We start from the raw sequence: 11,948 nt of genomic DNA, 5'->3' as shown, positions 1-11,948 counted from the left end.
GCCTAGCGAGGCGAGAAGCGTCTTGCCAGGCCGGTTTCGGCAATCATGCGGGTGGAGATCTCTTCCACGGAGAAGCGCGTGGTGTCGATGAAAGGAATGTTCATGCTGCGGTAGAGCGATTCGGCCTGCTCGACTTCCTGCAGACACTGGTCCATGGAGCTGTAGCGGCTGTTGGGGCGACGCTCGTTGCGAATGGCCGCTAGTCGGCGGGCATCGATGGTCAGGCCGAACAGCTTGTGCCGGTGCGGTGCCAGCGCTTTCGGCAGCTTCAAGTGACCATCTTCATCCAGGTCGTCCTCGGTCAGCGGATAGTTGGCCGCGCGAATGCCGAATTGAAGTGCCAGGTACAAGGACGTCGGCGTTTTACCGCAGCGGGATACCCCTACCAGAATGATGTCGGCCTTGTCGTATTGATGGGTGCGGGCACCGTCATCGTTATCCAGTGCGAAATGCACCGAGTGGATACGATCCATGTACACATCGTCGCTGCCTATGGAGTGAGTGCGCCCGACGCTGTAGGAAGAGTGCGTGCCCAGCTCCTGTTCCAGCGGTTCCAGAAACGTCGAGAAGATATCGACCTTGAAGCCGGAGGCCTGGCGGATGACGTTGCGGATCTGCTGGTCGACGATGGTGTCGATGATGATGGGGCGAACACCGTCGCGCATCGCGGTGGACTCGATGATCTCGGCGACGGCCTGAGCCTTTTCCAACGTGTCGATGTAGGGCTTGGTGATCATGTTGATGTCCACGTCGCTGAACTGCGCCAACAGGCTGCGCCCCAGGCTTTCTGCCGTGATCCCCGTGCCATCGGAAATAAAAAAGGCTGTTCGTTTCATAGTCTGTCCGCCATCCCCATCCAACTGATTTACGAGCGCTCATTGTGTGCCGTGCGCCATGGCAGTACAACGTTTTCATGTGCAGGGTTTTCGTGTGGAGGGTTTGCGTGTGCAGAGTACTTGCGATTGGGCTTGCGCAAACAGGTCGGCATCCTGCCTGACTACATAAACGCCGTGTTTCCGGCCGTTGTTGTAAAAATCCTCCACTCCCTGCGCTGTTAGACCAATGGCGAATAGGGGGCCGCGATGCTAGGGTGGCAGCGTGAATGGGTGTCGTCCCAACGGTTGCATCAATGTCTGAGTGAGGGGGTTGCGTGGAAGAGTACATTCTGTGGTTCGATCAGCTGGGTATGGCGGACGTCGAACGCGTGGGTGGTAAGAACGCCTCGCTTGGCGAAATGATCTCCAATCTGGCCGGTGTGGGTGTCACGGTGCCCGGCGGTTTCGCCACTACGGCCCATGCATACCGCGAGTTTCTCTCCCACGAAGGCCTCAACGACCGTATCAACGACACCCTGGCACGGCTCGACGTCGACGACGTCAAGGCGCTGGCCGAGGCTGGCAAGCGTATTCGCCGGTGGATCATCGAGACGCCGTTGCCGCCCAGCTTCGAAGCGGCACTCGAGCAGGCGTACCAGCAGTTGCAGGCAAAACACCCCGGCCTGAAGGTCGCGGTACGCAGCTCCGCCACGGCGGAAGACCTGCCGGATGCATCGTTCGCCGGTCAGCAGGAAACCTTCCTCAATATCGAAGGCCTGGCCAACATCAAGCACGCGGTCCACGAGGTCTTTGCTTCGCTGTTCAATGATCGTGCGATTTCCTACCGCGTGCATCGGGGCTATGCCCACGAAAACGTCGCCCTGTCCGCCGGGGTGCAGAAAATGGTGCGCTCCGAAACCGGTGCGTCTGGGGTCATGTTTACCCTGGATACCGAGTCCGGCTACCGGGACGCGGTGTTCGTCACCGCTTCCTGGGGGTTGGGCGAGACCGTGGTGCAAGGCGCGGTCAACCCTGACGAGTTCTATGTGCACAAGCCCACGCTGGCCGCTGGGCGCCCCGCCGTGCTGCGTCGTACCCTGGGGTCGAAGCTGATCAAGATGGTGTACGGCAAGGATGCCAGCGCAGGTCGTTCCGTGGAAACCGTTGACGTGCCTTACAAGGATCGCGGGCGGTTTTGTATCGACGACGAGCAGATCATGGACCTCGCCCGTCAGGCGGTCACCATCGAGCAGCATTACCAGCGGCCCATGGATATCGAGTGGGCTCTGGATGGCGATGACGGCCAGCTGTACATCGTGCAGGCACGTCCTGAGACCGTCGTTTCCCAGCAGGAGGGCGGCAAGCTGGAGCGCTTCCAGCTGCGTGAAAAGGGCCGCACGCTGATCACTGGCCGGGCCATCGGACAACGCATTGGCCGTGGTGCGGTCAAGATCGTGCTCAGTCCTGACGAGATGGACAAGATTCAAGAGGGCGACATCCTGGTTACCGACATGACCGACCCCGACTGGGAGCCGATCATGAAGCGGGCATCGGCCATCGTCACCAACCGAGGCGGGCGTACCTGTCATGCGGCGATCATTGCCCGTGAGCTGGGCATTCCCGCGGTGGTGGGCTGTGGAGATGCCACCACGCAGCTGCAGGAAGGCAGCGACGTGACGGTCTCCTGTGCCGAGGGTGATACCGGCCATGTGTATGAAGGCCTGCTGGCCTTCGATTGCAACGTCTCCAGCGTCGATGCCATGCCGGAGATTCCCTTCAAGATCATGATGAACGTGGGCAATCCGGACCGTGCCTTTGGTTTTGCCAGCCTTCCCCACGCGGGCGTGGGGCTGGCGCGCCTGGAGTTCATCATCAACCGCATGATTGGTGTGCATCCCAAGGCGCTGCTGGATTATCAAACGCTGCCGGTTGACCTTCAGCAGGTCATCGATTTGCGTACGGCAGGGTACGCCGACCCGGTCAGTTTCTACGTCGACAAGCTGGTGGAGGGGATTTCCACCTTGGCGGCGGCGTTTCATCCGCAGCGGGTGATCGTCCGCCTCTCGGATTTCAAATCCAACGAATACGAGAACCTGATAGGCGGCAAGCTGTACGAGCCAGGTGAAGAGAACCCCATGCTGGGCTTCCGTGGCGCTTCTCGCTACATTTCCGATGCCTTCCGGCCCTGTTTCGAGCTGGAGTGTCGGGCGCTGAAGCGCGTGCGTGAAGAGATGGGCTTCACCAATGTCGAGATCATGGTGCCTTTCGTACGCACTACGGATGAAGCCCGGGAAGTGGTCGAGCTGCTGGCCGCCAACGGCCTGAAGCGCGGTGGCAGCAGCGACCCTGACGGCCTCAAGATCATCATGATGTGCGAGCTGCCTGCCAATGCGCTGCTGGCCGATGAGTTTCTCGAGTACTTCGACGGTTTCTCGATTGGCTCCAACGATCTGACGCAATTGACCCTGGGGCTGGATCGCGACTCGGGCATCGTGGCCCACCTGTTCGATGAGCGTAACCCAGCGGTCAAAAAGCTGCTGGCCATGGCCATTCAGGCGTGCAAGGCGCAAGGCAAGTACGTGGGGATTTGCGGCCAGGGGCCTTCGGATCACCCGGACCTCGCCAAGTGGCTCATGGAGCAAGGGATCGACTCGGTGTCATTGAACCCGGACGCGGTTCTCGAAACCTGGTTCATGCTGGCAGGAGAGAGTATCGCCTGACATCCATGGGTTAGTTAGCCTGCTGTTCGATTTGCGCCCGGCCATTGTGCCGGGCGCACGGGTTTTATAGGCTACGCTTTGTTTTGGATGACACCGCTCTGGATGACACCGCTCTGGATGACGCCGCCCCCGTGGCCCTACGCGATATCTGCCTGCACCCTGCTGAAAAGGAGAAAGACTATGCTGCCTAAACGGGCAATCCCCCTGACGGGCTTACTACTCGTTCCCATGGTGAGCTGGGGCTTTAGCTACCAGGCTCCCGAGATGTCACCGGAAGTAGGCTCAGGGTATGAGGAGAAGCCCGGTTGGGCCGTGGAATCCTTTGCCGTTGCTGCGGCGAACCCGCTGGCCACTGACGCGGGGTATCAAGTGCTCAAGGCCGGCGGTAACGCCATCGACGCCGCCGTGGCCGTACAAATGGTGCTGACCCTGGTAGAGCCGCAGTCCAGTGGGATCGGCGGCGGTGCCTTCTTGATGCACTACGATGGCAGCAATGTGCAGGCCTTCGATGGTCGCGAGACTGCACCGTCGGCGGCCACCGGTGAGCTGTTCATGGAAGATGGCGAGCCGCTACCGTTCATGGACGCGGTGGCCAGCGGTCTCTCTGTGGGGGTGCCGGGGGTGCTGCGCATGCTGGAGCAGGCCCACGCCGAACATGGTCAACTCGCCTGGCGAGAGCTTTTTACCCCTGCCATTACGCTGGCGGAAGAGGGCTTTGCCGTCAGCCACCGGCTGCATACCAGCCTGGCCAACGACACGGCGCTGCGCGAGGACCCGCTGGCCCGAGCGTTCTACTACGATGAAGCAGGCGAGCCGCTGGCCGTGGGCGACACCTTGACCAACCCCGCGCTGGCCGCTATTTTGCGGCGAGTGGCGGAAGAGGGCAGCAGTGCCTTCCATGAAGGTGAGATCGCCGAAGACCTGGTGGCCCGAGTGCAGTCCCATCCGCAGCGTCCGGGCGAGATGAGCCTGGAGGACCTGAGCGGCTACGAGCCGGTGGAGCGCGAGCCGATCTGTACGCCCTGGCAGGAGTGGGAAGTGTGCGGCTTCCCGCCGCCGTCGTCGGGCCATATCACCGTCATGCAAATCCTCGGTATTCTCGATCAGCAGCCGTTGATCGAAGCGCCGCTGGATAACGGTGTGCCCAGCAGCGGCTGGCTGCATCAGTTCCTCGAAGCATCTCGGCTGGCCTTTGCCGACCGGGGCCGCTACATCGGCGATCCTGATTTTGTCGAGGCACCGGGAGGCGACTGGCTTACGATGCTGGCCCCGGAGTATCTCAATCAGCGCAGCCGTTTAATGGGCGAGGAGTCGCTGGGCGATAGCGTCGAGCCTGGCAATCCCGGTGAGCTGGAGGTGAGCTTTGCCAGCCAGCCCGAACAGCCCGAGTATGGCACCAGCCACATCAGCATCGTGGACGGCGATGGAAATGCGCTGGCCATGACCACGACCATCGAACAAGCCTTCGGCTCACGTATCCTGGCAGACGGCGGCACGGGGCTGGCAGGGGGCTATCTGCTCAATAACGAGCTGACCGATTTCGCCTTCGAGCCGGAAAGCGACGGCCGCCCGGTGGCCAACCGGGTGGAGCCTGGCAAGCGTCCCCGTTCGAGCATGAGCCCAACGCTGGTGTTCGATCTGGAGAGCGGCGAGCTGGTGGCCAGCCTGGGCTCGCCAGGTGGTGCAGCGATCATTCATTACACGGCCAGAAGCCTGGTGGCCATGCGTGACTGGGGGCTCGATGCCCAGGAAGCGCTTGACCTGCCCCATGCCATCACCCTGGGGGGCGATGTCTATCTGGAAGAGGGCCGGTTCTCGGAGGAAACCGCCGACGCACTGCGTGAGCGCGGCCATCAGGTGAGCGAGCGGGAATTGACCAGTGGCCTGCAGGCCATCATGAAACTGGAAGACGGCACCCTGTTTGGTGGCGCCGACCCGCGTCGTGAGGGCGTGGTCATGGGCGAGTAAGCCCGCGACCGCAGCGATGTGCTACTGACGTAGCCAGTTGCGCAGTTTCACCAGCATCAGGCCGCCATCGCTCATGGCGTGGCGGTCTTCGAGCAGTTCTCTCAAGCGGTCAGGGTAGTCGGTGATGATGGCGTCTACGCCAAGATCGATCAGCGCCGACATTCTGGCCCGATCATTGACCGTCCAGGCGTGGATTTCATAGCCGTAGAGGGCCGCCAGGCGAACCTCCTGACGGGTAATGCGGTTATGCCGTAAGCCCAGCGCATCGAATTGACGGCGGTCCAGCGTGCCGGGAAGTATCAGCTGCGCCAGTAGTGTCACCCTCAGTTCGGGCGCCCGCTGCTTGATGAAGCTGACCAGCGCGGGGGACATGGTGGCCATGCGCATTTCCAGCAGCGTATTCGGGAAGCCGCAGGCAGCCATTCCATCCAATGCATCATGCTGGGTGGCCCAGCAGCGATAGCGGCGATCGTTTTCTGCCTCCAGCTCATCCAGTACCGCCTGTGCCAACGCTTCCTCCTGACCTGGCAGCGGCTTCATGTCGATCATCAGCGCGGCGTGGCCTCTCACCAGCGCCAGGGTCTCGTCCAGCCCGGCGATTCGTTCGTTCTGGAAGGCATCGCCAAACCAGCTACCCACATCGAACTCGCTCAGCTCGGCTCGGGTCAGCTCGCCAAACTCCCTGGGGTCCCCCGTGAGCCTGGCCAGCGTGCGGTCGTGGTAGAGCATGACCTGTTGGTCGGCGCTGAGGCGCACGTCCAGCTCGACGGCATCGGCACCATCCTCCAGTGCCTGGCGCACGGCAGCCAGGGTGTTTTCAGGCGCCACCATGGAGCTGCCCCGGTGGGCGATGATGGCGACGTCATCGCGTATTTCGAAGCTGTTGAGTATCCACCAGGCTTGCAGTGCAGCAATCAGCAAGACACACACTTCCAGTGCCCAGGCCAATCGACCTGTTTGTGAATTCTCGGGAGCGGCAGGCCGAGCCTCCCGATAGGCAAGCTGCAAGTAAAGGCAGGCCGACAGCAGCGCATGGGTGGTAATGCCCAGAAACGTGATGGTCAGGGTGATCAGGACATAGCCGGTCAGGTAGGCCAGCATCGCGGGCACCAGCACGGCACTGTGCTCGGGAAGCCACCAGAGCAGCGGCGTGACGAGGGTATCGTAGAGCCAGGTGGTGGCAATCGGTAGGGCAATGATGACGAGCAGTAACAGCAGCACCGCCGCGCCAATGGAGCGGTGCCAGCCACGGGTGAGGTGCACGCTGCGCTTCAAGGCCTGCAGGGGGTGGCAGTGCTCCAGCGCCACCAGCGGCAGCGCCAGTAGCCAGCGCAGATATAGCCACGCCGCCAGGCTCATCCACAGCAGCACGACCGGTAAGGCGCAGGCGATGAAGTACCACAGTACTGGTGGGCGTACGCGCTGTAGATAGTAGGGGTCCAGGCCGCTGAGCCAGAGATCGTATAGCCAGGCGATGGCTGCCATGAACGGGGCCAGCAGCAGCAGGTGGGCGCCCACCTGCAGGATCACCAGCAGCAGCAGTGCCGGTAGCCGCCGAGTGCTGAGCCACAGGGCCTCCAGGGCCAAGCGGTAGTGGTTGTCCTTGGGCCTGCTGGCCACTTGAAGCATGCCCGCTTGCTGCCAGTAGATCAGCAAAAAAGTGACCGCAAGGCCCGCCAGCAGGGTGAACAGCCCGAGGGGGCTGAACAGTAGCGCCAGCAAGGCATCGTTGGTGACCACGGTACGGTTGAGCTGGGCCATGAATCGCTGGGAGCCCCAGGCCACCAGCGGCAACACCACGGCCGATGCCAACAGCGTGAATAGCAGGTGGTAGGCAATCAGAGGGCGCAGGTGGTCACGAAGGGTGCGAAGTAGGGCGTAGCCCAGTGGCTTGAGCGGCTGCATGGTGTCCGTGGCATGAAAATGAAATATCAGGGTGGCACTATCTGCCACCACTGACAAGTCTGGCGGGTTAGCAGGGGATCGGCGCGTTCAAGAGAGCTTGAGCGGCTGTTCGGCGACGATGATGCCGTTATTGTCGGCGTAAAGCCATTGACCCACCTGCAGCGTGACGCCTGCAAAGGTTACCGCCACGTCGCGCTGGCCTTCGCCATGTTTTTCGCTGCGACGAGGGTGGCTGCCCAGCGCTTGCACGCCCAGTGGCAGGGTGGCCAGAATGTCTACGTCTCTCACACAGCCATACATGATGACGCCTGCCCAACTGTTTTTGGCGGCTTGTTCAGCCAGCATGTCGCCCAACATGGCGCAGCGATGAGAGCCGCCTGCGTCCACCACCAGAATGGCGCCTTCGCCGGGTTCGGCGACGGCCTGCTTGACCATGGAGTTGTCTTCAAAGCATTTGACGGTACGAATAGGCCCGTAAAAGCTATCGACGCCGCCAAAGTTGGCAAACATCGGCTCGAGCACCTTGACGTCCGGGTACTGGTCGCACAAATCGGGGGTCACGACGTGAGGTGTGGTCGTCATGAGAGTCTCCTGTCCATGAATGACACTGTGGGTAATAAAAACGCCCCAACCTGCAAGGGAAGGGGCGTTCGGTCATCGGCTCAGAGTCGCGTGGCGTCTCTGCGATGTTGCGAGCATCGGCGATGGGTCAGTAGCCTTGGCGCTTAAGCCTCTTGCGCTACTGGAATCACGTTCGAGGCGATTTTCTGATACTCCTCGATTTCGTGGAAGTTCATGTAACGATAGATTTCGCCGGCCAGGGCGTCAAATTCGCCCATGTAGCGCTGGTACTCAGCGACTGTCGGCAGGCGGCCTTCCACCGCGGCTACCGCTGCCAGCTCCGCCGAAGCGAGGTAGACGTTCGCGCCATCCCCCAGGCGGTTCGGGAAGTTACGTGTAGACGTAGACACGACGGTGCTCTTGGCAGCCACACGCGCCTGGTTACCCATACACAGTGAACATCCCGGCATTTCCATGCGGGCGCCTGCACGGCCGTAGATGCCGTAGTAACCCTCTTCGGTCAGCTGGTGCTGATCCATCTTGGTTGGCGGCGCCAACCACAGGCGGGTCTTCAGGCTACCCGCAGGCTGTTTCTCGAGCAGTTTACCGGCGGCACGGAAGTGACCGATGTTGGTCATGCACGAACCGATAAACACTTCGTCGATCTTCTCGCCAGCCACGTCGGAGAGCAGGCGAGCGTCGTCCGGATCGTTGGGAGCGCAGAGTACCGGTTCCTTGATCTCGCTGAGGTCGATCTCGATGACTTCGGCGTACTCGGCATCTTTATCCGCACGCATCAGTGACGGGTTGGCCAGCCAGGCTTCCATCCCTTCGATACGACGGCTGATGGTACGCTCGTCGCCGTAGCCGTTGGCAATCATCCACTTCAGCAGCGTGATGTTGGACTTCAGGTACTCGGTCACGCTCTCTTCGGACAGCGTGATGGTACAGCCAGCCGCACTACGCTCGGCCGAGGCATCGGAGAGTTCGAAGGCTTGCTCGACGGTGAGGTCTTCGAGGCCTTCGATTTCCAGCACGCGGCCGGAGAAGGCATTTTTCTTGCCGGATTTCTCGACCGTCAGCAGACCCTGCTTGATGGCGTAGAGAGGAATGGCGTGAACCAGGTCGCGCAGCGTGACGCCAGGCTGACGCTCACCCTTGAAACGCACCAGAACGGACTCGGGCATATCCAGCGGCATGACGCCAGTGGCAGCAGCAAAGGCAACCAGACCAGAACCTGCCGGGAAGGAGATACCGAGCGGGAAGCGGGTGTGGGAGTCACCGCCGGTGCCGACCGTGTCCGGCAGCAGCATGCGGTTCAGCCAACTGTGGATGATACCGTCGCCGGGGCGCAGTGAAACACCGCCGCGGTTCATGATGAAGTCGGGCAGGGTGTGGTGCGTGTCCACGTCCACCGGCTTGGGATAGGCAGCCGTGTGGCAGAAGGACTGCATGACCAGGTCGGCCTGGAAGCCCAGACAGGCCAGGTCTTTCAGCTCGTCACGGGTCATTGGGCCAGTGGTGTCCTGGGAGCCGACGGTAGACATCTTCGGCTCGCAGTACATGCCGGGGCGCACGCCGTTCAGGCCGCAGGCTTTGCCGACCATCTTCTGTGCCAGCGTGAAGCCTTTGCCGGTATCGGCAGGCTGGTCCGGCAGACGGAAAACGTCTGACGGCGCCAAGCCCAGGGACTCGCGCGCCTTGCCGGTCAGGCCACGGCCGATGATCAGCGGAATACGACCGCCTGCACGCACTTCATCGAGAATCAGCTGTGTTTTCAGCTCGAAGGTGGAGAGCACTTCATCGGTGCCGTGCTTGCACACTTTGCCTTCATAGGGATAGATGTCGATGACATCGCCCATTTCCAGCCTGGAAACATCCATCTCTACCGGCAGGGCGCCTGAATCTTCCATGGTGTTGAAGAAGATCGGGGCAATCTTGCCGCCAAAGCAGAAACCTCCGCCGCGCTTGTTGGGCACGTAAGGGATGTCGTCACCGAAGAACCACAGCACCGAGTTAGTGGCTGATTTGCGCGAAGAGCCTGTGCCGACTACGTCGCCCACGTAAGCCACCGGATGGCCCTTGGCTTTGACGGCTTCGATTTGCTTGAGCGGGCCAGTGGTGCCGGGTACTTCAGGCTCGATACCGTCACGCTCGTTCTTGAGCATGGCGTTGGCGTGCAGCGGGATGTCCGGGCGCGACCAGGCATCCGGCGCGGGCGACAGGTCGTCGGTATTGGTTTCACCCGGGACCTTGAAGACGGTCAGGGTGATTTTCTCTTCCAGCGCAGGCTTGGAAAGGAACCACTCGGCGTCGGCCCAGGACTGCATGACGTCCTTGGCGACGGCGTTGCCATTCTTGGCGCGCTCTTCCACGTCATGGAAAGCATCGAACATCAGCAGGGTGTGCTTGAGTTGCTCACCCGCTTCACGGGCCAGCTCTTCGTTATCGAGCAGCTCTACCATGGAGACGATGTTATAGCCGCCCTGCATGGTGCCCAGCAGTTTGACGGCATGGACCTTGTCGATCAGCGGCGAGGACGCTTCGCCTTTGGCCAACGCGGTCAGGAAGCCCGCTTTGACATAGGCGGCTTCGTCGACGCCCGGCGGTACCCGGTTGGTGATCAAGTCCAGAATGAACTCTTCTTCTCCGGCCGGCGGGTTCTTCAGCAGCTCGATCAGGTCGGCGACTTGTTCGGCGGTCAGGGGCTTGGCTGGGACGCCCTCTGCAGCGCGTTCCTCGACATGTTGGCGGTAAGCTTCAAGCACGTTGGGGCCCTCTCATCTTCTTGGTAGTGATCATCAGTGGTAGCAAAAGACGCCTGCACGGTAACAAGGACATCCTTCGATCACATGACATACGCTTGAGAATCAGCGTCTGGTGGATGGCTCGGATTCTACGGGAAACTGTCGACAATGTTAAGAAGTCAGGCGGGATGCCTACTTGTACTTTGTGTTGAGATGTTGAAAGCCGCTTTCCTGAGGGCGGTTTTTTTGATTAATGTGCCGTAAACGTGAAAGATTTTTACCGATAGGCGTGTTTTTAGGTGACGGCTGGTGTGATTATCGTGATGCCGCGTTACCATGACTGCCAAGCGAGTGCTGGCCTTTAGAGCTGGGTAGCCTCGGCAAGCGTGATTCCCGTGTGGAGCGTGATTCAGGCTTGCTATACATTAGCGTTGACGCATTTTTAAGCGAGGCTGGCAGATAGGTTTGTTCATCCTCGATCCAATCAGGGAACGGACGCCATTGGCGTTTATATATTGTACAATAGTGTGATAAACGCTTGGTGCTGGTGTTATGTCGATACAATTAATGGCGTTGCAAACAGCGGATCATGCGCTGCAAGCGGATGATCTGTTGCCCGAAAGTTTGCATGAGTTTTTAGCTTGCCCAACCCCCGATGCCTGGTTGCAGTGGGCATTGGCCAACCCTGAAACGCTGCTGATCGATCATGCGCAGTGTGAAAAGAAGGCGGCTTCCACGGCCATGAGCCTGCTGTATCGCTATGTGGACCAGCCGCTGCTGTTGAGCAAGATGTCTCAGTTGGCTCGTGAGGAGCTGCTTCATTTCGAGCAAGTAGTGGGCTTGATGGAGCGTCGTGGCGTTCCTTATCGCCATCTGACGGCGTCACGCTACGCCGAAGGCCTCAGAAAGCATTTACGCAGTCAGGACCCTGAGCGCTTGATCGATCTGTTGATCATTGGGGCGCTGATCGAGGCGCGCAGCTGTGAGCGTTTTGCACGACTCATTCCTTACCTGGACGAAGAGCTGGCCAGGTTCTATCGCACCCTGGTCAAGTCCGAAGGGCGTCATTTCGAAGACTATCTATTGCTGGCCCGCCAGCAGACCGATGCGCCTATCGACGAGCGCATCGCGTTCTTCGTTGCTCGTGAGGCGGAGCTGATCATGTCTCCGGATACGGCTTTTCGTTTTCATAGTGGCGTGCCCGCGTGATGCGCCGCTAGCCAAGGCAGGAT

The 11,948-nt window shown here is 60.6% G+C and carries 7 protein-coding genes; 3 read left to right on the top strand and 4 right to left on the bottom strand.

Annotated features, from left to right (window positions below):
* Positions 1-2: 2 nt before the first annotated feature.
* Positions 3-836, bottom strand: a complete 834-nt coding sequence (gene ppsR / locus CWI66_RS06280; protein WP_016913992.1) for a posphoenolpyruvate synthetase regulatory kinase/phosphorylase PpsR — start codon at positions 834-836, stop codon at positions 3-5.
* 314 nt (positions 837-1,150) lie between these two features.
* On the opposite strand from ppsR, the gene ppsA reads away from it, so the two are divergent.
* Both ppsA and ggt read left to right on the top strand, forming a co-directional pair.
* A complete protein-coding gene (ppsA, locus tag CWI66_RS06275; RefSeq protein WP_100731223.1) occupies positions 1,151-3,535 on the top strand; it encodes a phosphoenolpyruvate synthase in 2,385 nt (794 codons plus the stop codon).
* 180 nt (positions 3,536-3,715) lie between these two features.
* Entirely contained in the window at positions 3,716-5,503 is a 1,788-nt protein-coding gene (gene ggt / locus CWI66_RS06270; protein WP_100731222.1) for a gamma-glutamyltransferase, read from the top strand.
* Positions 5,504-5,524: 21 nt separating this feature from the next.
* Here ggt and CWI66_RS06265 read toward each other — a convergent pair whose 3' ends face one another.
* The 3 genes from CWI66_RS06265 to acnB all read right to left on the bottom strand — a co-directional run bounded on the left by CWI66_RS06265 (position 5,525) and on the right by acnB (position 10,737).
* On the bottom strand, positions 5,525-7,408 hold the full coding sequence (locus tag CWI66_RS06265) for a glycerophosphodiester phosphodiesterase family protein (RefSeq protein WP_446718682.1): 1,884 nt from the start codon (positions 7,406-7,408) through the stop codon (positions 5,525-5,527).
* Positions 7,409-7,495: 87 nt separating this feature from the next.
* Entirely contained in the window at positions 7,496-7,990 is a 495-nt protein-coding gene (gene rraA / locus CWI66_RS06260; RefSeq protein ID WP_081193057.1) for a ribonuclease E activity regulator RraA, read from the bottom strand.
* 143 nt (positions 7,991-8,133) lie between these two features.
* The gene (acnB, locus tag CWI66_RS06255; RefSeq protein ID WP_100731220.1) at positions 8,134-10,737 is read right to left on the bottom strand and encodes a bifunctional aconitate hydratase 2/2-methylisocitrate dehydratase; all 2,604 of its coding nucleotides are present in this window, start codon (positions 10,735-10,737) and stop codon (positions 8,134-8,136) included.
* 531 nt (positions 10,738-11,268) lie between these two features.
* Here acnB and miaE point away from each other — a divergent pair.
* Positions 11,269-11,925 carry a tRNA-(ms[2]io[6]A)-hydroxylase gene (gene miaE, locus CWI66_RS06250; protein WP_100731219.1) on the top strand — a complete coding sequence of 219 codons (657 nt, stop codon included), beginning with the start codon at positions 11,269-11,271 and terminating at the stop codon, positions 11,923-11,925.
* Positions 11,926-11,948: the final 23 nt, after the last annotated feature.

The sequence above is a fragment of the Halomonas sp. 141 genome (genome assembly GCF_002810305.1).
Taxonomy (GTDB): domain Bacteria; phylum Pseudomonadota; class Gammaproteobacteria; order Pseudomonadales; family Halomonadaceae; genus Vreelandella; species Vreelandella stevensii.
Note: the sequence above shows the minus strand (reverse complement) of the source record. Positions and strands in the feature narration are given on the sequence as shown.

Excerpts from the sequence above, each read along its gene's own strand:
- miaE (WP_100731219.1), top strand. The coding sequence starts at position 11,269 with ATGTCGATACAATTAATGGCGTTGCAAACAGCGGATCATGCGCTGCAA.
- ggt (WP_100731222.1), top strand. The coding sequence starts at position 3,716 with ATGCTGCCTAAACGGGCAATCCCCCTGACGGGCTTACTACTCGTTCCC.
- ppsR (WP_016913992.1), bottom strand. The coding sequence starts at position 836 with ATGAAACGAACAGCCTTTTTTATTTCCGATGGCACGGGGATCACGGCA.
- rraA (WP_081193057.1), bottom strand. The coding sequence starts at position 7,990 with ATGACGACCACACCTCACGTCGTGACCCCCGATTTGTGCGACCAGTAC.
- CWI66_RS06265 (WP_446718682.1), bottom strand. The coding sequence starts at position 7,408 with ATGCAGCCGCTCAAGCCACTGGGCTACGCCCTACTTCGCACCCTTCGT.